The sequence below is a fragment of the Streptomyces sp. NPDC059852 genome (genome assembly GCF_042731455.1).
Taxonomy (GTDB): Bacteria; Actinomycetota; Actinomycetes; order Streptomycetales; family Streptomycetaceae; genus Streptomyces.
This window is the reverse complement of the sequence record NZ_JBHWJK010000020.1, coordinates 11,889-32,519: the sequence shown is the minus strand read 5'-3', so window position 1 is coordinate 32,519 and position 20,631 is coordinate 11,889. Positions and strand designations below refer to the sequence as shown.

Here is a 20,631-nt window from a genome sequence, read left to right as displayed (position 1 = left end):
GCCCGTCAATCTCGGCCGGGGCGGGCTCCGTGGGGAGCGCGATCCCTCCGGGTACCCAGGCCCGCCCAGACGTAACGTCCCGGGGCCCCGCGGGTCGCAGGTGCCGGGGCGGGCGGCCGGGGGCGGCCCAGCGCGACCCCGAGGAGGACCAGGGCGAGCCCTCCGCACTGCTGGAGGGTCAGGGCCTCCCCGGCGACCGCGACGCCGAGCAGCACACCGGTGACCGGGTTGAGCAGCCCGATCAGGCCCACGGTCCCCGCCGGCAGATGACGCAGCCCGGCGAACCAGGCGACGAAGGCGAGCGCGGTGGCCACCAGGCCCGTGAACGCGAAGGCGAGCAGCGCCGACCCGGAGAGCGCCGGAGGGCCGCCCTCCACCGCCGCGGCGAGCGGGAGCAGCAGGACGCCACCGGCCGTGAGCTGCCAGGCGGTGGCGGCGAGGACGTCGACGTCCGCGCTCCACCGCTTGGTCAGGGTGTGGCCGAAGGCGGAGACGAGCATCGCCGCCGCCGAGGCGAGCACGCCCGGCACGCTCACCGACTCGCCACCCGTCAGCACCATGAGGCAGACCCCCGCCAGCCCGGTCGCCGCACCGGCCAGATGAGTGATCCCGGGCCGCTCGGACACCAGGGACCAGGCGATGAGCATCATCGCCAGCGGGGACGCCGCCATCACCGTGGACGCGACGCTCGTCGGCAGCAGCTGGGAGGCGGCGTACACGAGGACGAAGAACACGCTCACGTTGAGCAGGCCCAGTATCGCCGCGCGTCCCCACCACGCCCCGTGCGGACGTCTGCGGCACAGGGCCAGCAGCACGAGTCCCGCGGGCAGGGCCCGCAGGGCCGCCCCGTACAGCGGCCGGTCGGCCGGCAGGTACGCGTGCGTGACGTAGTAGTTGGCCCCCCAGGCCACCGGCGCGACCGCGGTGATCGACACCCACCGCATGTTGGCTTCCATGGAAGACAATATAGCTTCTCGGGAAGCTAATATGGGGTGATGGAACCCGCTGAATCTCCGGACCGTGTGGCCCGCATCCAGGCGGAGTGGCGCCGCGAACGCCCCGACCTGGACATCCGCCCCCAGGGCGTGATCGGCCGGCTGCACCGCCTCGCCGACCGCCTGACCGAGGAACTCGCCCTCGTCTACGGGCACCACGGGCTCGGCGAGGGCGAGTTCGACGTGCTGTGCGCACTGCGCCGCGCCGGGGAGCCCTACGAGCGGGCACCGGGCGAACTCGCCGCGCACACCATGGTCACCACCGGCGCCATGACGAAGCGGATCGACCGGCTGGAGCGCGCGGGACTCGTCACCCGCCGCCGCTCCGACGACGACCAGCGGGGCAGGATCGTGGCGCTCACCGCCGCCGGGCGGGAACTGATCGACCGGGCGTTCACCGACCACATGCGCAACGAACGGCGCCTGCTGGACCTGCTGTCGCCCGCCGAGGCCGACACGCTGGAGACGCTCCTGACCACCTGGCTGTCCCGCCTCGACGCACCCCGGAGCACCTGAGCACACGAAGAGCCCCGGCCGCGCGTGTCGCGACCGGGGCTCTGCGCCGAACGGGATCAGGGGTCAGGGCGCCCGCCCTCACAGGTCAGCGCTTGGCGGCCTCCGCCGCCTCCGTCTCCGTGCCGGCCCGCGCCGTGGTCAGCGTGCCGCCCGCGTTCTCCAGGTGGGCCCGGACGAACCACTGGAACTGCTCCAGGTCCCGCAGGTGCTCGATGAGCAGGTCCTCCGTGGCCGGGTCGATCTCCCCGACGACCTTGATGGCCTCCCGGATGTCCTCGATCACACCGGTGTAGACGAGGTCGAGGGCACCGAGGTGCGCAAGGGCGTCCTCCCGGCCGATCGAGTAGTCGTCCCAGGTGCGCTCCTTGACCAGGGAGCCCGGCGTGCCCTGCGCGACCCCGCCGAGCGCCGCGATGCGCTCCGCCGTGTCGTCGGCCATGTCGCGCACCCGGTCGACCTGCGGGTCGATCATCTGGTGCACGGCGATGAAGTGCGGGCCCACCACGTTCCAGTGCACGTGCTTGAGGGTGAGGTGAAGGTCGTTGAGGGCGTGCAGCCGCAGGCGCAGGACGTCGATGAGCCGCCCCGCCGCCTCGCGCTCGATGCCCGGCACCGTGTACTTGGGGGTGAGGTCCTTCGCCATGTTCGCAACTCCTCTTCCGAAAGGGGTGAAGTAGGAGTTCAGGTGCCCTGCTTTCGCTCTCGCAGACCTGTGACACGCGTTTCATTCACTGATCGGACCACCGGGCGGTGGACCGGTCGGGTGAGCGGCACCCCGGCCGGTCCACGGCGCTCAGGCCACGCGGACCCCGACGATGCAGGTGTCGTCGTCCGTGTCGGACCTGCTGTACGTGAGCAGCCGGTCCAGCTGCTGCTCCAGGGTGGGCGGCACCGTCCGCGCGGCCACCAGCAGCTGCGTCAGCGACTCCTCCACCGACCGGTCCCGCCGCTCGATCAGGCCGTCCGTGTACATCAGCAGGGTGTCGTCGACGGCCAGCTGGACCTCGCCCTCCTCGTACGTCGCCTCCGGTACGGCGCCCAGCAGCAGGCCCTTGACCAGCGGCAGGGGGCTGGCCTCGGTGCCGCGCACCAGGACCGGCGGCAGATGCCCGGCCCGGGCCCAGCGCAGCGTGTGCCGCTCCGGGTCGTACAGGGCGCACACCGCCGTCGCCGTGACCCCGCCGGTCAGATGGTGGACGACCATGTTGAGCCAGGACAGCAGCTGCGCGGGCCCGGCGCCCGTCACCGCGAGACCCCGCAAGGCGTTGCGCAGCACCACCATGCTGGTCGCGGCGTCTATGCCGTGCCCGGCCACGTCCCCCACACACAGCAGCACCAGCCGCGACGGCAGCACGACCGCGTCGTACCAGTCGCCGCCCACCAGGTGCTGGGTCTCCGCCGGCCGGTAGCGCACCGCCACCCGCAGACCCGGGGCGTCCAGCGGGGCCTGCGTGGGCGGCATGATCGCGTGCTGGAGCTGCAGGGCCAGCCGGTTGCGTTCGCTGGCCTGCTGCTCGGAGTGGGCGAGCTGGTCCCGCGTCGCGGCCAGCGCCACCTCCGTCCAGTGGTGCGCCGAGATGTCCTGGTAGGCGCCCCGGACGACGAACAGCCGGCCGTCGGTGTCCAGCTCCGGCTCCGCCACCACACGGATGTGCCGGGTCACGCCGTCCGGGCGCTGCAGCCGGAACGCCGTGGAGGCGGGCCGCCGGTGGTGCAGCAGCGTGCGCAGGAACCGTCCGATGGGCACCGCGTCGTCCGGGTGGGCGTGCGCCGGGAGGTTCTCCAGCGGGATCGGGCCGTCGGACGGCGGCTTGCCGTACAGGTCGTACAGCTGCCCGTTCCAGGTGATCTCACCGGTCAGCAGGTTCTCCTCGAAGCCGCCGATCCGGCCGAGGCGCTGCGCGTGCTGGAGGAGGCTCGCCAGCCGTGCCGTCTCGTCCTCCATGCGCCAGATCAGCAGGACGCAGCCGCCGTGCCGGCTCGCGTGGATGTCCGCGACCGCCGCCAGCGGCACCTCGTCCACCAGCGCGGTCAGCCGCATCCGCCGGGCCCGGAACGGCTCACCCGTGGCGTAGACCCGCTCGACCTGGTCGAACAGCTCGCTCTCCCCGGCCGCCATCGGATACGCCTCCAGCAGCAGCGAACCGCTGACGACGCTCCGGGGACGCCCGCTCGGGTCCAGGAAGCGGCTGTTGACATGGTGGATGCGGAAGTCGACCAGCTCCCCGTCCGCGTCCAGGTACGGCAGCAGCACCAGCGCCGGATCGTGCAGGCCGTCGGCCAGGTCCATCAGCTCGGCCACGTCCGGCAGCACCGCGGGACGCCACTCGTCGCCCGCGCGGGGCGGCGTCGAGGTCTCCAGCGTGTGCGCGCACAGCTCGGCCAGCGCCTCCACCTGGCGGACGATCTGCGGGGACTGCGGCTCGATCGGCGCCGGCCACACGATCTCCAGCACCCCGTGGATCCGCCCGCCGGTGCCCGCCGGTACGGCCGCCCGGCCGCCGTCCGGATGGAGGTGCTGGCCGATGGAGGGCAGCTGGGTGTCGGACAGACAGCCGATCCAGTGCCCCGCACGCTCACCCAGCCCGCGCCGCGCCACGGTCGCCACGCCCGGCGGGACGTACCGCCAGCGCCCCGCCTCCGCCGCCGAGAACCCGGCGCTGCCCGCCAGGGTCAGCGAGCCGTCGGAGCCCAGCGCCCAGATGGCCACGGCCTCCGCGCCGATCGGCCGCAGGGCGTGCTCCATCAGGGACTCGGCCACGGCCTGGGCGTCGTGGGCGGCCAGCGCACCGCTCTCGGCGGCCCGCAGCCGCACCGCGGAGGACGCGTCGGCGTCCCCCGCGCCACCGGCCGTGCCGGCGAGGAACGCGCTGGTGACCTCCGCGACCCGGTCCCGGGCCGCCTGGTTGATGACCTCGACGGCGAACGCCAGCGGGGACACGCCCGCCTGTTCGGTCAGCTCGGCGAGCTGGCGGGCCGCCTGCGCGGGACCGCAGCCCAGCCGCTCCACGAGGATGCCCTTGGCCAGCTCGATCAGGGCCCGCCCGTCCGCCTCGGCGTGCGCCTCCCGCACCTCCCGGCGCAGCCGCTCCACGGTCGCCGCGAGTCTGCCGACGGGGGAGCGCTGTACGTCGGCGTCCCCGGCCGGCACCTCGACCTCCACGAGGTCGTCGCCGTCGGGGACGGCCGGCGTGCCGTCTCCCGCGCCGGGCGGCGGCTCGGCGCCGGGAGCGCCGGTGGACTCCGGCTCGGTCGGCTGAAGAGGATGGCTCACGGTGGACCTGTTCGTCGGCGGGGACGTCCGGGGACGCGGGCGGTCGGCTGGTGCGCGCGGCGGTACGGCCGCCCCGTCAGGGCGACAGCCAGCGCTGGACGCGGCTGATGAGATCGTTGGTGTCCACGGGCTTGGTGACGTAGTCGTTCGCCCCGGACGCGAGGCTCTTCTCCTGGTCGCCCGGCATCGCCTTGGCGGTGACGGCGATGATCGGCAGATCCGCGTACTGGGGCATCGCACGGATCTCGGCCGTGGCCGTGTACCCGTCCATCTCCGGCATCATCACGTCCATCAGGACCAGCGAGACGTCCGGGTGGGCGAGCAGCGTCTCGATGCCCCGGCGGCCGTTGTCGGCGTGCAGGACCTGGAAGCCGTGCAGCTCCAGCGCCCCGCTCAGCGCGAACAGGTTGCGGGCGTCGTCGTCCACCACCAGCACGGTACGTCCCGCGAAGGCGCTGTCGACGACCTGGGTGATGGCGTGCTGCGGCTCCTCGGGGCGCACCAGCTGGAGCACGTCCCCCGGCTCCTCGGCGGACAGGTGCAGCGTGATGCGCTCGCGCAGCTCGTCCAGGCTGGACAGGAAGTCCAGCGGCCGGCCGCTGGCCCGGGAGCGCAGCGCCTGCTCCCGCGCCTGGTCCACGTGGTGACCGGTGTGCACCAGCACCGGCACGCTGGCCAGCGCCGAGTCGCCCTCCATGGCCTGCAGCAGCCGCGCCCCCTCCTCGTCGGCCATGCCGAGCTCGAGGACGACGCAGTGGCAGGGCTCGGCGGCCAGGGTGCTCGCCGCCTCCTGCGCCCCGACGGCCGTGATGATGTCGATCGCGCCGAGCCGGTCGTCGGCGTCCGGGGCGATGTCCGCGACGGCGCGCTCGGCGACCAGGGTGAGCAGGCCGCGGGTGCGGCCCTCGACGACGAGCAGCCGGCGCCTGCGCTGCTCGGGCGCCTTCACGGACGACGTCTCCGAGGCCGCGGCGGGCGGCAGCTCGGCCGCCGTGTCCTGCTGGTCCAGAGCCCGGGCCGTTCCGTCGAGCATGCCTTCGAAGTCGGGCCGCGCGACGGGGAGGTAGAGGGTGAACGTGCTGCCCTGGCCGGGGGTGGACTCCACCGTGACCGCGCCACCGAGCAGATGGGCGATCTCCCGGGTGATGGACAGACCGAGGCCGGTGCCGCCGTACTTGCGGCTCGTGGTGCCGTCCGCCTGCTGGAACGCCCCGAAGATCGTCTCCAGTTGCTGCTTGGGGATGCCGATGCCGGTGTCCTTGACCCGGAACGCCACGATCGGGCCGCCCCGCAGGACGCCCATCGGCACCTCACGGTCCGAGGCCGGCTCGATCCGCAGCTCGACACCGCCCTGCTCGGTGAACTTCACCGCGTTGGACAGCAGGTTGCGCAGCACCTGCCGCAGCCGGGAGCCGTCCGTGAGCAGATCGGCCGGTGTGCCCGGCGCGGTCGCCACGGTGAACTCCAGGCTCTTCTGCGTCGTCATCGGACGGAACGTCGCCTCGACGTACTCCAGCAGCTCGCGCAGCGGGACCCGCTCCGGCGTGACGTCCATCTTGCCCGCCTCGACCTTCGACAGATCGAGGATGTCGTTGATCAGCTGGAGCAGATCCGACCCGGCGGAGTGGATGATGCCCGCGTACTCCACCTGCTTCGGCGTGAGGTTGCGCGAGGGGTTCTGCGCCAGCAACTGGGCCAGGATGAGCAGGCTGTTGAGCGGGGTGCGCAGCTCGTGGCTCATGTTCGCCAGGAACTCCGACTTGTACTTCGAGGCCAGCGCCAGCTCCTGCGCGCGGGTCTCCAGCTCCTGCCGGGCCTGCTCGATCTGGAGGTTCTTCGCCTCGATGTCGCGGTTCTGCGAGGCCAGCAGGGACGCCTTCTCCTCCAGCTCCGCGTTGGAGCGCTGGAGTTCGTCCTGCTGCACCTGCAACTCCTCGGAGCGCTCCTGGAGTTCGGCCGTCAGGCGCTGCGACTCCTCCAGCAGCTCGTCGGTGCGCGCGTTGGCGACGATGGTGTTCAGGTTGACGCCGATGGTCGGCATGAGCTGGGCCAGGAAGTCCTGGTGGATCTGGGTGAAGCGGGTGACCGAGGCCAGCTCGATCACCCCGAGGACCTGGTCCTCGACCACGATGGGCAGCACCACCAGGGCGCGCGGGACCGTGTGCCCGAGGCCGGAGGAGATGGTCACGTAGTCCGCCGGCAGCTCCTCGACGCTGACGGTACGGCGGTTGCGCGCCGCCTGCCCGAGCAGCGAGCGCCCCACCCGGATGCGCTCCGGCCGGTCGGTGGCGTCGGGGTAGCCGTACGACCCCACGAGCCGCAGCTCCGGGCCGCGGTCGCCGTCCTCGGCCGCGTAGAAGGCGCCGTACTGCGCGGAGACCAGCGGGGCGAGCTCGTCCATGATGAGCTCGGCGACGACCGGCAGGTCCCGGTGGCCCTGCATCAGGCCGGAGATCCGGGCCAGGTTGGTCTTGAGCCAGTCCTGCTCCTGGTTGGCGCGCGTGGTCTCCCGCAGCGAGCCCACCATGGAGTTGATGTTGTCCTTCAGCTCGGCGACCTCGCCGGACGCCTCCACGGTGATCGAGCGGGTCAGGTCGCCCTCGGCGACCGCGCTGGCCACCTCGGCGATGGCCCGGACCTGGCGGGTGAGGTTCCCCGCCAGCTCGTTGACGTTCTCCGTCAGCCGCTTCCAGGTGCCCTCGACGCCCTCGACCTCCGCCTGGCCGCCGAGCCGGCCCTCGCTGCCGACCTCGCGGGCGACGCGGGTGACCTCGGCGGCGAACGACGACAGCTGGTCGACCATCGTGTTGATGGTGGTCTTGAGTTCCAGGATCTCGCCGCGGGCGTCGACGTCGATCTTCTTCGACAGGTCGCCGTTGGCCACCGCCGTCGTCACCAGGGCGATGTTGCGTACCTGACCGGTCAGGTTGTTCGCCATCGAGTTGACGTTGTCGGTGAGGTCCTTCCAGGTGCCCGCCACGTTCGGCACGTGCGCCTGGCCGCCGAGGCGTCCCTCGGTGCCGACCTCGCGGGCGACGCGGGTGACCTCGTCGGCGAACGCGGACAGCGTGTCGACCATCGTGTTGATGACGTCCGCGAGGGCCGCGACCTCGCCCTTGGCCTCGACGGTGATCTTCTGCGACAGGTCGCCGCGCGCGACGGCCGTGGCGACCTTCGCGATCGAGCGGACCTGGCCGGTCAGGTTGGACGCCATCACGTTGACGTTGTCGGTGAGGTCCTTCCAGGTGCCCGACACCCCCCGGACGATGGCCTGCCCGCCCAGGTTGCCCTCGGTGCCGACCTCGCGGGCGACGCGGGTGACCTCGTCGGCGAACGCGGAGAGCTGGTCGACCATCGTGTTGATGGTGGTCTTGAGCTCCAGGATCTCGCCGCGCGCGTCGACGGTGATCTTCTGGGAGAGGTCGCCCTGCGCGACCGCCGTGGCGACCTGGGCGACGTTGCGGACCTGCGCGGTGAGGTTGCCCGCCATGAAGTTCACGGAGTCCGTGAGGTCCCGCCAGGTGCCCTTGACGCCCTTGACGTCCGCCTGGCCGCCGAGGCGTCCCTCGGTGCCGACCTCGCGGGCGACGCGGGTGACCTCGTCACCGAAGGCGGAGAGCTGGTCGACCATCGTGTTGATGGTGTTCTTCAGCTGGAGGATCTCGCCGCGCGCGTCGACGGTGATCTTCTGGGAGAGGTCGCCCTGCGCGACCGCCGTGGTCACCTGGGCGATGTTGCGGACCTGGGACGTCAGGTTGCCCGCCATGAAGTTGACGGAGTCGGTCAGGTCGCGCCACACGCCGCCGACGCCGGGCACCTGGGCCTGGCCGCCGAGCCGGCCCTCGCTGCCGACCTCGCGGGCGACGCGGGTGACCTCGTCGGCGAACGCGGACAGCTGGTCGACCATCGTGTTGACGGTCTCCTTCAGCTGGAGGATCTCGCCCCGCGCGGGCACGTCGACCTTCTGCGAGAGATCGCCCTTGGCGACCGCCGTGGCGACCTGCGCGATGTCACGCACCTGGGTGGTGAGGTTGCCGGCCATGGCGTTGACGGAGTCGGTCAGATCCGCCCAGGTGCCCGAGACGCCCGGCACCTCCGCCTGACCGCCCAGGGTGCCCTCGGTGCCGACCTCCCGGGCCACCCGGGTCACCTCGGAGGTGAACACGGACAGCTGGTCGACCATGCCGTTGAACACGTTGGCGATGTCGCCGAGCAGGCCCTCGCCGTCGGACGGCAGCCGGGTGCCGAAGTCGCCGTCGCGTACGGCGGTCAGACCGGCCAGCAGCTGCCGCAGCTCCTGCTCACCCGGGCCGGACTCGACGGCCTCGGTCGTCTTGCTCGTCATGCGCACCCTCGTTCCGCTCCCCAAGAGCCCCCGCGCCGAGGACTCGGAACCGCGCCGGCCCGGTGAAGGGCCTGGTCACCGGCCGGTTTCCGCGGTTCACGGTGGCCGGCCCGATGAAAAGATCCGGTGAAGGTTAACTCAGTTGCCGGGCGACAACAAAAGCCGGATCCCGCAGTTCCGGCGGGCCGAGATCAAGGGCCGGGAAGAGGTGTGAAAAGCGTTCGGCGCGGTACACGGGAGGATTTTGCCGCGGAGGGGTCCGCGGCGTTCCCGGTGGGTGGTCCATGCGGTTTCCCGGGGCGGGCGGGCCGCCCCGGGAAACCCAAGAGGCTGTGGTCCCAACCTCCCGGCTGCCCGAGTGACCCGCGGGATATGTCTCACACCGCCGGCGGGCGCCCTCCCGTGTCCGGATCGGCGGCGGCCGCCTCAGCCCTTGACCGCGCCCGACGTCAGCCCCTGGACGATGTGGCGGCTGGCGAAGGCGAACAGCAGCATGGTGGGCAGGATCGTGAGCACGGCCGCCGCCGACATCGAGCCCCAGTCGATGTTGAAGCTGGAGATGAACCCGTTCAGCGCCGTCGGCACCGTCTTGTTCGCGTCGCTGTTCATCAGCGTCACCGACAGGAAGAGCTCGTTCCAGCAGTTGACGAAGTTGAAGATGAACGCGGCGACGATGCCCGGCCGCATCACCGGCAGCAGCACCCGGAAGAGCGCCGAGAACCGCGACAGGCCGTCGATCATGGCGGCCTCCTCCAGGGCGTCCGGGATGTTCTCGAAGAACCCCCGGAGCATCACCGTGCAGAACGGGATGCACACCGCGATGTAGACGAGGATCAGCCCGAAGCGGTTGTCGACCAGGCGCAGGTCCGTCATCAGCAGATAGAGCGGCCCCAGGGCGATGAACGACGGGATCATCTGGGTCACCAGCGCCGCCATCAGCAGCGCCGACTTGGTGCGGAACTCGAAGCGGGCCAGCACATAGGCCGAGAGCATGGAGATCGCCGTCGCGGTCGCCCCGGCCACCAGGGAGACGACCAGGCTGTTGGTCAGGTACGTCCCGAAGTCGGCCGTACCGAACAGACCCCTGTAGTTCTCCAGCGAGAAGTGCTCGGGCCAGTACGCCAGCGGGAAGTGGAAGATGTCCCCGGGTGCCTTCAGCGAGGTGACGGCGATCCAGTAGAGCGGGAAGACGGTGAACAGCAGCCATCCACCGAGAAAGACGAACTTGACGGCCCGGCCGGCCGCGGACTCCTTGCCGATCACTGCCTCGCCCCCTTCTTCTCACGCGTGGCCATGAGGAAGAACACCGCGAACACGAGCAGCGCGGCCACCACGAGGAGGCCGAGCGCGGAGGCCCTGCCGTAGTCGCCCTGCTGAGTGATCTTGATCATCCAGGTGGTCACGATGTGCGTCTCGTTGTTCGGCCCGCCGCCGGTCATGCCGAAGATCAGGTCCGGGAAGTTGAAGATCCAGATCACCCGGAGCAGCACGGTCAGCGCCAGCGTGGTGCGGATGGAGGGAATGGTGATCCGGAACAGCGTGCGCGCCTTGCCGGCGCCGTCCAGCGCGGCCGCCTCGTACAGCTCGTCGGGGACCGACTGGAGCGCGGCCAGGATCATGATCGCGAAGAAGGTGACGCCGTACCAGACGTTCGCGACGAGCACCGCGACCATCGCCGTGTCCGGGTCCGCCAGCCAGGCGATCGGCTCGTCGATCAGACCGGCCTTCTGCAGCAGGTCGTTCACGACGCCGAACTCGCTGTTGAACATCCAGCGGAACAGGATGCCGATGAGGAACCCGGAGATCGCCCAGGGGAAGAAGATCAGCGCCTGGTACAGCCCGCGGAGGACGAAGCGGCGGCGCAGCCACAGCGCGAGCGCGAACCCGATCACCAGCTGCGGGACGATCGAACCGACCACCCACACCGCGGTGTTGCCGAGGACGGTGCCCCATGCGGGGTCGGCGAAGACGTCGCCGAAGTTCTTCAGCCCGACCCACGAGGTGTCGGTGAGGTCGGTCAGCTTCCAGTTGCGGAAGGCCATCTGGCCGCCCGCGACCATGGGGTAGTAGGTGAAGACCGCCACGAACAGGGCGGCGGGCGCCAGGTAGGCGGCGATGGCGAGGCCGCGCCGCGTGGTGAACTCCCGCTTGCGGCGGCCCCCGTGGGGGAGACCTCCCTTGCGGGAGGCCGCCCCCTCGGCGGGCGCCGCGGTCTTCGACGGCGTGGTGGACGTGACCGGCATGTCTACTGCTCCTGCTGCCACTTCTCGGTCCAGAACGCGTCCCAGCCCGCCAGCAGCTCCTTGGGCGACGTCTTGCCGAGGACCAGCTTCTGCACGTCGGCGTCCGCCTTCTGCTGCCACTCGGCCCACCAGCTGACGCCGCGCGGCTGGGTGACGACGAGGTACTTGTCCGGCTGCTCGGTCATCGTGACGTAGCTGGCCCAGGGCCCGGACTTGTAGAAGGGGTCGCTGGTCGCGGACTTGAGGATGGGCACGAGGCTGTTCTTCTTGGTGAACGACGTCGACGCCTCGCCCTGGGACAGGAACTGCACCAGCTTCACGGCCTCGGCCTTGTGGCCGCTGCCCTTGGCGACACCCCAGCCGGCGGTGGCCAGCGGCTGCACGGTCTTGCCGCCGGGACCCGACACCAGCGGCGCGGTGCCCCACTGGTCCTTGGAGATCGACTTCGACTCCGACACCGTGGCGATCACCTCCGGGTCCTGGAGGAGGAACGCCGTCGAGCCGTTGGAGAACGCCTCGACCATCTCCGGATAGCCCCACGAGACGGACGACTTCGGGGAGGCCTGCTCGAACAGCTTCAGGTAGTTCCCGATCGCGTCCTCGGCCTCGGGTGCGGCGAAGATCGTGCGCCCGTCCTTGAGCTTGAAGCCGTTCGCCGGGTCCACGTCGTCCGCGAGGTACGCCTCGATGGCGGCGGTCGCGTTGCTGTTGGCGTTGGCGCCGCCGCGGAAGGCGTAGCCGTAGCGCCGCGCGGACGGGTCGTGGATGGCCTTCGCCTGCTCCAGCAGCTCCTCCCAGGTGGCCGGCGGTTTGTCGAAGCCCGCCTTCTCGATGAGGTCGGTGCGGTAGAAGAGACTCAGGCCGTAGAAGCCGTACGGGACGAAGTACGTCCTGCCCTTGGCGTCCTTGGCGGCGTTGACGGCGTTCTCCGTCATCGCCTCCCAGCCCTTCCAGCCGTCGAGGTCCTTCTTCATGTCGTACAGCCAGCCGTTGTTCGACCAGGGTCCGACGGTGATGTCGCGGACCTCCAGGACGTCCACGCCGCTGCCCGACTGCAGCATCTGCTGGAGCTTCTGGTCGGCCTGCTCGGTGGGCGGGGAGACCAGGTTGACCTTGATCTTGGGGTTCTGCTGCTCGAAGTCGGCTATGAGGTCCTTGAGCAGCGCGGTGCGGGTCGGGTTCGTGAGGCTCTCGACCATGTTGAGCGTGACCGTTCCGCTCGCGTCCGGGCTCATCGTGGAGCAGCCGGTCAGGAGCAGCGCCGTGGCGCTGCCGAGCGCGAGGACCGCCGTCCTTCTTCTCATCGTGCTGACCTCTTCCCTGTGTTCTCTCGTGCCCAGGCGCCGAGGACGGGGACGCATTCCTCGGCGAAGCACTCGTAGTCGGCCGCGGTGTTGTAGACGTGAGCGGACAGCCGCATGAAGCCGGCGCCGCCGAAGCTGGTGAAGGCCGCCTCCACGCCCAGCTCGCGGGCCACCCGGTCGCGCAGCGCGTCGGCCTGGAGCCGGTCGGCGGCGAGGCCGTCCGGCAGCCGCACCAGACGCATGCCGGGGACGGGCATGCCGACGTCGACGGCGGTGTCCGCGCCGGCCGTCCCGGCGAACGCGGCGCCGATCACCCCGGCGCCGTAGTCGGCCAGTTCGTCCATGTAGCGGCGTGCGGCGGCCCAGCCCCAGGTGCGCTCCACGAAGTCCAGGGCCGCCGGCGCCGCCAGATAGGCGGTGGCGTCGATGGTGCCCTGCTGGTCGAAGCGGTCCGGGAAGGGCTCGGCCGCCGCCCAGGAGTCGATGAGGGGGTACAGCCCCTCGCGCAGCGGGCCCCGGGCCACCAGGGCCGCGGTGCCGCGCGGGGCACAGCCCCACTTGTGCAGGTTTCCGGTCCAGAAGTCGTACGTCGCGCCGGCGAGCGGCGCCTCGAGAAGGCCGGGCGCGTGGGCGCCGTCCACGAGGACGGGGATGCCGCGTCGGCGGGCCTCCGCGCCGATGCGCTCGACCGGCAGCAGCCGCGCGGTCGCCGAGGTGATCTGGTCGACGACCACGAGCTGCGTGGCGTCGGTGAACTCGGCGGTGACGGCCTCGTACGCCTGCTCCTCGTCCGCGTCGAGCGGCACATGGGCGGTGCGCACCCGTCCGCCGAAGCGGCGGGCCAGCCGCTCGGCCCCCATCGTCACGGCCCCGTAGCCGTGGTCGGTGACGACGATCTCCCCGCCGGGGCGCAATGTCAGGGCGGCGAAGACGACGCTCGCGCCGGCGCTGGCGTTCGGCACGAGGGCGAGGTCCCCGGCGTCGACCCGCAGGAAGGCGGCGAGCCGGGCGCGGGTGGCCGCGAGCCGCTCCGGAAGGGCCGGGAACCACACCACGGGGGAGCGTTCCATCTCCACGCGCAGCAGTTCCTGGCGCTCCTGGGCCACCAGCGGGACGGCCCCGAAGGAGCCGTGGTTCAGGTGCTTGAGGTCGGGGTCCAGTGACCACGCCCGGCCGGCGGGCGTGCCGTCCGCCAGCAGCAGGGGGCGTGGTGCGGTGGTCACCTCGGTCTCGCTCACAGGTCTCCACATCTGGGCAGGGCGGTCCCGCGGAACATCAGGGTCCGCCGGACACATCTGATGACTCGGCATCCTGCACACGTTTCAGAGGGGAGACAAGGGGTCGTACCGTGAAAGTCATCAGATGACTTCTGGTCGATATGCGGCCGACACATCGGAGACTCGCTAGAGTGCTCCGCGGGGGCGGCGGCCTGACCGCCTGCCCGTACGGGGAGGAAGAGGGGACGGATGTCCGCAGTCGAGAAGGCGTTCCACGGCCTACGGCACATGATCGGGACGGGCCGCCTCGGTCCCGGCGAGCGCATCCCGCCCGAGGGTGAGCTGTGCGAGGAACTGGGCGTCTCGCGCGGGTCGCTGCGCGAGGCCGTCCGCATGCTCGCCGCCCTCGGCGTCATCGAGCCCCGGCATGGCTCGGGCACCTACGTCTCGCAGCTGCGACCCGAGGACGTCATCGGCAGCCTCTCCCTGACCCTCGAACTGCTGCCGCTCTCCGGCCTGTTGGAGGTCTACGAGATCCGGCGCGTCCTGGAGGCCCATGTGGCCGCCCAGGCGGCGGCGCGCTGCACCCCGGAGAACATCCGCACCCTGTTCTCGCTGATCGACGCCATGGAGGCCACGAGCGACCCGGCCGAGGCGTCCGAGCTGGACCACCGCTTCCACGCGGAGATCGCCAGGGTGGGCGGCAACCCCACCCTGGCGACCCTCCTCGCCGTCTTCCGCGCCCGCAGCCGCAAGTACCAGGTGTTCACGCTGCCCGAGGGCCCCGAGCTGCGCCGCAAGAGCGACGACGACCACCGCGTCCTCGCCACCGCCATCGCCGACCACGATCCGGTCGCCGCGGCGGGCGCGGCGCAGGCCCATGTCGCCCAGACGGAACGCTGGCTGCGCGCCTTCATGCCGCCGGTCGAGGAGGTGGAGCGGGTCGAGGCGCCCGGGCTGGCGGACTGACGGCCGGTCAGGCGTGCTCGGCTCGGGCGAAGTCGGGCACGTCGGTGGACAGCAGGTGCTCGGCGGCGCCGTCGAGCGCCCGGGCCGTCTGCGTGGACCGGGGCAGCATGGTCGCCTCGTAGGCGCGGACGGCCTGCTCGACGGTGTCGTGGCGGGCGAGGGCGAGGGCGAGTTCGCAGGCGTCCAGCAGGGCGAGGTTGACGCCGACGCCCAGCGGCGGCATGAGGTGGGCGGCGTCCCCGAGCAGGGTCACGGACGGGTCGTGCTCCCAGGTGTGGGGGACGGGCAGGGCGTGGATCGGGCGGTCGACGTAGGGGCCGTCGTTGTCGGCGAGCAGCCGCCGCATCCGGGGTGACCAGTCGCGGTAGCGGTCCAGCAGGAGGGTCCGGATGCCGTCGGTGTCCTGCGGGGTGAGGCCCTCGGCGGTGATCCAGTCGGCCGGGGCGCGCTGGATGACGTAGACGCGGACGTGGTCGCCGCCGTTGCGCTGGGCGAACAGGCCGCGCTCGCCGTCCGCCGCCGCGGCGCTGCCCTGGCCGACCAGGTCGGCGATCTCGGGGTGCCGTGCCGTGACGTCGTGGAACCACGCCTCCAGGAAACTCACGCCGGTGTACCGGGGCTGGGCCGGCGACACGGCGCGGCGGACCGTCGACCAGGCGCCGTCCGCGCCGATCGCGAGGTCGCACTCGACGGTCGTGCCGTCGGCGAAACGCAGCTGCCGGGGGCCGCCTGTGGGGCCGTCGGCGGAGCGCAGGGTGTGGCCCCAGCGCACGGTGCCGGGCCGGAGCGAGTCCAGCAGGAGCCGGCGGAGCAGGCCGCGGTCGATCTCCGGCTTGAACCGCTCGTCCGGCTCGGGCACGTGGTGGAAGAGGACCGTGCCGGCCGGGTCCAGCTGACGCATCTCCTGCCCCTCGGGGCGGGACAGCCGGTGGAACTCGTCCAGGAGGCCGGCCTCGCGCAGGGCGATCTGGCCGTCACCCGCGTGCAGGTCGAGGGTGCCGCCCTGGTCACGGGCGTCCGGGCCGGCGTCCCGGTCGTAGACGGTCGCGGCGATGCCGTGCCGCTGGAGGACGCGGGCGCAGAGGAGGCCGCCGGGGCCGGCGCCGATGATCGCGACACGGGGTGCGGAGGTGTGCACGGAGGCTCCGTTTCATGGGTGCGGAAGGACGCGGCCGGGCCGGTGCCGCACAGCCGCCGCTTCAGAAAAGCACACCGGTTGAATAAGTGCAACGACTCAACTTTTAGAACGGGATGGCTTTTTCAACGAGTCAACCGGCGAGGTAGGGTGCCGCCATGCCCAGCACGCGACCCGACCCCGCGGCCGATCCCTCTTCCGCCCCGATGGGGCGGCGTGAGCGGAAGAAGGCCGCCACCCGCCAGGCCATCGCCGACGCCGCCCTGCGCCTGTTCCTGGAGCGGGGGTACGAGGCGGTCGGCATCCGTGAGATCGCGGACGCCGCGGACGTCTCCACCACCACGCTGTTCAAGCACTTCCCGGCCAAGGAGGCCCTGGTCTTCGACGAGGACGCTGAGCAGGAGGCCCGTCTGCTCGCCGCCGTCCGCGAGCGGCCCGAGGGGCAGTCCATTCCGGCCGCCCTGTGCGAGCACGCCCTGACCACCCGGCTGGCCGCCACCGGCGGCGACGCCCGCTTCGCCGCCTTCGCCGAGCTGGTGACCGGCACCCCGGCGCTGCGCGACTACGGGCAGAAGATGTGGCTGCGGCACGCCTCCGCCCTCGCGGAGGCCATCGCCGAGGAGAGCGGCCTCGCCGCCGACGACCCCGCCTGCACCGCCCTCGCCCACTTCGCCCTGGAGGCCCCGCGCGTGGCCGCCGCCCACGACGATCCCCGTGAGGCCGTCGTCCGCGCCTTCGGCCTGCTGGAACACGGCTGGAGCGTGATCCGCGAAGAGGCGTGAGCGGGGCGGGCGAACCGTCGGCTCGGCATCGCCGGGTTCCAGTGGCCTCGAAAATCGAACACATGATTGAATTCAGTCATGCGCACGTTTCCAGACGACCTCACCCGGGCCCAGCAGGAGTGGAGCGCCACCTACCGGCAGCTCGCCGAGCGGCCCGGCCGTACCGAACTGCGCCGGCGGCTGTACCGGCTGTCGGCCGAGGTGTTCTTCCACCCGTACTGGCAGCACCGGCGGCCCGGCCCCGGCGCGTGGTGGGAGCTGCGGGAGCTGGGCCGTACGGGCGGCCGGGTCGCCCGATGACGCGCTGGAGTGCGGGCCCGGACGTCCCGGATGATCCTGAGGACATGGCCGCAACCCCTCGCGTGACCGTGCATCCGCCGTCGCCCACCGGCGGGCGGCGCGTGCGCGTCGACGGCGAGATCCTCGGACTGGCCCACAACCTCACCGATGTCGCCGAGTTCCTGCGCCGCGCGGGACTGGAGATCGACCCGTCCGACGTGGCGCTGGCGCCCTGGATCGACTGGCGGGGCGTCGGGCCCGAGCGCTGGGGCCACGAGAGCGACGGCTGACCCCCCGGGACCGGGCGGGATTCCTCGTGCACGGCTAGGGCCTCTCGTTTGGATCAGGCCGGATCAGGGAGCGGGCGGGCGCGCGCCGGTCCCGGCCGGCGTGGGACCGTGAGCGGGACGACTCCACCCCTGACCGACGAGTACGCCGAGGAGAGCCGACGGTGAGTCCCGCCGACGCCCTGTCCATCGTCCCGATGACCCCCGCGCACGCGGACGAGGTCCTGACGATCTACCGACTCGGCATCGACGAGGGGGAGTCCACCTTCGAGACGGCCGCCCCCACCTGGGAGACCTTCGACTCCGTCAAACTCCCCGAGCACCGGTACGTCGCCCTGGACGCCGCCGGCCGGGTCCTGGGGTGGGTCGCCGTGATCAGGGTCTCCGACCGGTGCGCCTACGCCGGGGTCGTCGACCACTCCGTGTACGTGCACCCCGCCGCCCGCGGCCGGGGCGTCGGCAGAGCCCTGCTCGACGCCCTCATCGCCTCCACGGAGGCCGCCGGGATCTGGACCATCCAGTCGGGCGTCTTCCCCGAGAACACCGCGAGCCTCGCCCTGCACCGCAAGGCCGGCTTCCGGGTCATCGGCGTCCGCGAACGCATCGGACGGCACCGCGGGGTGTGGCGGGACGTCATGCTCATCGAGCGCCGCAGTCCCGTGGTCGGGTGACCCGCCCGCACCTGAGCCGCGTTGGGCCGATCGGGCCGCCCCCGGCGCGCCTCGGCCGTACGGGCGGGCACCCGTGCAGGATCGGTGCCGGGGGCGGCCACCTGACGGGCCGCCCCCACACCCCCACCACCGCGCCACGAGGTCCGGCCATGACACTGCTCGCCCGCACACCGGCGGCCCGATGAGGCCCGGCGAGGGGGACGGACCCGGCGGCGGCCGGTACGGCGAGGCCGTCTTCCCGCCCGAACGAAAGGGTGAGGAGGAGCGCATCGACTTCGGCGCCCTCGCCTACGACGACGTCACCCTGGCGCGGCTGCGGGCCCTCGGAGCCGGGCCCGGCCTGCGCTGCCTGGACGTGGGCGCGGGCACCGGCACCGTGGCGCGCCGGCTGCTGGAGGAGGCCGGCGTGAGCAGCGTCCTCGCCGTCGACCGGGACGTCCGCTTCCTCGCCGCGCGGGCCGTCCCCGGCCTCGAGGTACGGGAGGCCGACGTCACCGATCCGGACTTCGCCCCCGGCCGCTTCCACCTCGTCCACGCCCGCTTCGTGCTGATGCACCTGCCCGACCGCGAGCGGGTGCTCCGGGCCCTCGCCGAGCGGGTCGAGCCCGGCGGCCACCTGGTGCTCGGCGACGCCGTCGACCTCACCGGCGACCGCGCGCCCGACACGCCGTACACCCGGGTGATGCGCGCGATGTGGCGCGGACTGCGCGAGACCATCGGCACGGACGTCACCTGGGTGCCGTCGTACCCGCGTCTGCTGCGCGAGGCGGGGCTCGAACGGGTCGCCGCCGAGATCCATGTGCCGCCGCTGGTGCCGGGCAGCCCCATCAGCCGTTTCTGGGCCGACACCTGGGAGCGCAGCCGGGCGGCGATGCGCGCCACCGGGCTCGTGGACGACGCCGCCGTGGACGAGGGGATCCGCTACCTGGACTCCGACGAGTGCGCCGCGCTGTCGGCCGGCCTCCTGACGGCCTGGGGGCGGCGCCCCCAGGCGTGAGCCGTGGCCGGATTCCTCCGTGGCTCTTCCCTGCCGCGAACTTCCGTGCAACCGGCAGGCATGGATCGCCCGGCCCGGGGCACCTGGTGATCAGCTCGGTGCCGCACGGTGCCGGGCGGTGTTGTGCGGGGACGGACATCGGGCCGCCCCGCGAGGGGAGTCGGCCGTCCCACGGCCATGTCTCGGGAGAGAGGAATCGCCATGCTCCTGCCGGCGGAGAAGGAACTGCGCGGCGCACTGGCCCGGTTCGCGCAGGCGCGCATCGCCCACGACGTCCTTCCCACCGGCCACACCAGCCGGGCACTCGAGGACGCCACCTACACGCTGTGCGTGATGACCGGCGCCCGCACCGCCGACGACGCGCTCCGCGCCGCGGACGCCCTGCTGGAGCGTTACGGCGCCGACCGCCGGGACGGCAGGCCCGAGGACGAGACGCTGGCCGCCTGAGGCGATGTCAGTGCGGTGACCTAGGGTTCCGGCACTGGTCCCTACCTCACGGAGCCCTCGTGTCACGCCCGGCCCGCCTCGTCGCCTCGCTCGACGCCCCCTCGCCCTTCAGCGGCTTCGATCCGGCCCCGTGCCTGATGTCCGGGCCCGGCTCGCGGTTCCTCGTGCAGCGGGACGACACCGAGCTGATCGTGCGGGAGCTCGCGGGCTGGGCGCCGGCCTCGACGATCCGCTTCCCCGCGCCCTGGCCGAGGCGGTTCGGCTCGTGGGCGGTGTCGCCCGGCGCCGACCTCGCCGTCTTCGCGGGACGGCACGCCCTGCGCGCCGTCGACCGGTCGGGCCGGGTGCGCTGGGAGCTGCGGCACCGCTGCTGGGCGGGATGCGCGGGCCACACGGACGCCGCCGCGTACGTGGACGACCGGGACCACCGGTACTCCGGCAGCGGCTCGGCCGCCTTCTCCACCGACGGCAAGCTCGTCTGGGCCCATGTCCCCGGCCCGTTGACGGGCGAGGACATGAGCCGGTCCAGCACGGAGGAGTGGCTGGTCCTCGACGCCGCCGACGGCACGGTGCTGGGCCGCGCCGCCACGGGGACGGCGGCGGCCGGTTCCGTCCACGTCCCGCACCCCGACCCCGGCCGGATGGGCCTGAGCATCGGCGAGGGCCAGGACGGCTCGCCCCTGCGCTGGGGCCGATGGGACGGCCGGGAGCTCACCATGGACACCTTCGGCGGCGAGGACCGCGTGCTGCTCGGGGTGAGCCCCTCGGGGGACCGTCTGCTCACCGTGACCCACGACCAGGACACCCTCGCCGTGCACCGCACCGCCGACGGCTCGGTGACGGCCGCCCTGGACGCGGACGCGGTTCCCCTGCACCCGGAGGCCGAGGAGAGCGCCGAGGACGACGAGGACGACGAGACCCGCGCGTACTTCGACTACGAGGGCGGCTTCGTCGACGACGACACCGTCGTGGCCGGCACCGTCGAGAGCGACGAGGAGTTCGGACCCGGCCGGCACTGGCTCGTCGACCCCGCCTCCCTGCGGCTGCTCGACCGGATCGCCTACCCCGTCGAGGTGTCCGGCCCGCCCAAGGCGCTGGGCGACGGCACCTGGTACTCGGTGTCCGCCGCCGACAGCGCCCTGCTCGTCTGGACCCTGTGACCGGGCCCCG

At 72.4% G+C, this 20,631-nt stretch carries 18 protein-coding genes; 9 read left to right on the top strand and 9 right to left on the bottom strand.

Annotated elements, in window-relative coordinates; translation table 11 throughout:
- Window positions 1–5: 5 nt before the first annotated feature.
- Entirely contained in the window at window positions 6–944 is a 939-nt protein-coding gene (locus ACFV46_RS23995; protein ID WP_385499683.1) for an EamA family transporter, read from the bottom strand.
- A gap of 51 nt (window positions 945–995) precedes the next feature.
- On the opposite strand from ACFV46_RS23995, the gene ACFV46_RS23990 reads away from it, so the two are divergent.
- Entirely contained in the window at window positions 996–1,511 is a 516-nt protein-coding gene (locus ACFV46_RS23990) for a MarR family winged helix-turn-helix transcriptional regulator (RefSeq protein WP_376729930.1), read from the top strand.
- 85 nt (window positions 1,512–1,596) lie between these two features.
- Here ACFV46_RS23990 and ACFV46_RS23985 read toward each other — a convergent pair whose 3' ends face one another.
- The 7 genes from ACFV46_RS23985 to ACFV46_RS23955 form a co-directional block, all read right to left on the bottom strand.
- On the bottom strand, window positions 1,597–2,154 hold the full coding sequence (locus tag ACFV46_RS23985) for a DNA starvation/stationary phase protection protein (protein ID WP_361934296.1): 558 nt from the start codon (window positions 2,152–2,154) through the stop codon (window positions 1,597–1,599).
- A gap of 150 nt (window positions 2,155–2,304) precedes the next feature.
- A complete protein-coding gene (locus tag ACFV46_RS23980; RefSeq protein WP_385499586.1) occupies window positions 2,305–4,785 on the bottom strand; it encodes a SpoIIE family protein phosphatase in 2,481 nt (826 codons plus the stop codon).
- 76 nt (window positions 4,786–4,861) lie between these two features.
- Entirely contained in the window at window positions 4,862–9,130 is a 4,269-nt protein-coding gene (locus ACFV46_RS23975) for a HAMP domain-containing protein (RefSeq protein ID WP_361934299.1), read from the bottom strand.
- A gap of 426 nt (window positions 9,131–9,556) precedes the next feature.
- Window positions 9,557–10,393, bottom strand: coding sequence for a carbohydrate ABC transporter permease (locus ACFV46_RS23970; RefSeq protein ID WP_385499585.1), 837 nt, complete (start codon window positions 10,391–10,393; stop codon window positions 9,557–9,559).
- Entirely contained in the window at window positions 10,390–11,373 is a 984-nt protein-coding gene (locus ACFV46_RS23965) for a carbohydrate ABC transporter permease (RefSeq protein ID WP_385499583.1), read from the bottom strand. Before ACFV46_RS23965 ends, ACFV46_RS23970 begins: the two co-directional genes overlap by 4 nt.
- A gap of 2 nt (window positions 11,374–11,375) precedes the next feature.
- Window positions 11,376–12,677, bottom strand: coding sequence for an ABC transporter substrate-binding protein (locus tag ACFV46_RS23960; protein WP_376729933.1), 1,302 nt, complete (start codon window positions 12,675–12,677; stop codon window positions 11,376–11,378).
- Window positions 12,674–13,915 carry an aminotransferase class V-fold PLP-dependent enzyme gene (locus ACFV46_RS23955; protein WP_385499582.1) on the bottom strand — a complete coding sequence of 414 codons (1,242 nt, stop codon included), beginning with the start codon at window positions 13,913–13,915 and terminating at the stop codon, window positions 12,674–12,676. Before ACFV46_RS23955 ends, ACFV46_RS23960 begins: the two co-directional genes overlap by 4 nt.
- Window positions 13,916–14,143: 228 nt before the next feature.
- On the opposite strand from ACFV46_RS23955, the gene ACFV46_RS23950 reads away from it, so the two are divergent.
- Entirely contained in the window at window positions 14,144–14,863 is a 720-nt protein-coding gene (locus ACFV46_RS23950) for an FCD domain-containing protein (RefSeq protein ID WP_361934312.1), read from the top strand.
- 7 nt (window positions 14,864–14,870) lie between these two features.
- Here the strand turns inward: ACFV46_RS23950 and ACFV46_RS23945 are convergent, their stop codons facing one another.
- Window positions 14,871–16,001, bottom strand: coding sequence for an FAD-dependent oxidoreductase (locus ACFV46_RS23945; protein ID WP_385499581.1), 1,131 nt, complete (start codon window positions 15,999–16,001; stop codon window positions 14,871–14,873).
- A 155-nt stretch (window positions 16,002–16,156) separates the two neighbouring features.
- On the opposite strand from ACFV46_RS23945, the gene ACFV46_RS23940 reads away from it, so the two are divergent.
- From ACFV46_RS23940 to ACFV46_RS23910, 7 genes are all read left to right on the top strand, one after another.
- Complete coding sequence (locus ACFV46_RS23940; protein WP_385499580.1) at window positions 16,157–16,780, top strand: TetR/AcrR family transcriptional regulator; 624 nt, start codon at window positions 16,157–16,159, stop codon at window positions 16,778–16,780.
- A gap of 78 nt (window positions 16,781–16,858) precedes the next feature.
- Window positions 16,859–17,080: a hypothetical protein gene (locus ACFV46_RS23935; RefSeq protein WP_361934321.1), complete on the top strand. Its 222-nt coding sequence runs from the start codon at window positions 16,859–16,861 to the stop codon at window positions 17,078–17,080.
- 44 nt (window positions 17,081–17,124) lie between these two features.
- Window positions 17,125–17,349: a hypothetical protein gene (locus ACFV46_RS23930; RefSeq protein ID WP_361934324.1), complete on the top strand. Its 225-nt coding sequence runs from the start codon at window positions 17,125–17,127 to the stop codon at window positions 17,347–17,349.
- A gap of 194 nt (window positions 17,350–17,543) precedes the next feature.
- A complete protein-coding gene (locus ACFV46_RS23925; protein ID WP_385499681.1) occupies window positions 17,544–18,017 on the top strand; it encodes a GNAT family N-acetyltransferase in 474 nt (157 codons plus the stop codon).
- Window positions 18,018–18,198: 181 nt separating this feature from the next.
- Window positions 18,199–19,014: a methyltransferase domain-containing protein gene (locus ACFV46_RS23920; RefSeq protein ID WP_361934327.1), complete on the top strand. Its 816-nt coding sequence runs from the start codon at window positions 18,199–18,201 to the stop codon at window positions 19,012–19,014.
- Window positions 19,015–19,215: 201 nt separating this feature from the next.
- Window positions 19,216–19,461, top strand: a complete 246-nt coding sequence (locus ACFV46_RS23915; RefSeq protein WP_361934330.1) for a DUF5133 domain-containing protein — start codon at window positions 19,216–19,218, stop codon at window positions 19,459–19,461.
- Window positions 19,462–19,520: 59 nt separating this feature from the next.
- Complete coding sequence (locus tag ACFV46_RS23910) at window positions 19,521–20,621, top strand: hypothetical protein (protein WP_385499578.1); 1,101 nt, start codon at window positions 19,521–19,523, stop codon at window positions 20,619–20,621.
- The last annotated feature ends 10 nt before the right edge of the window (window positions 20,622–20,631 follow it).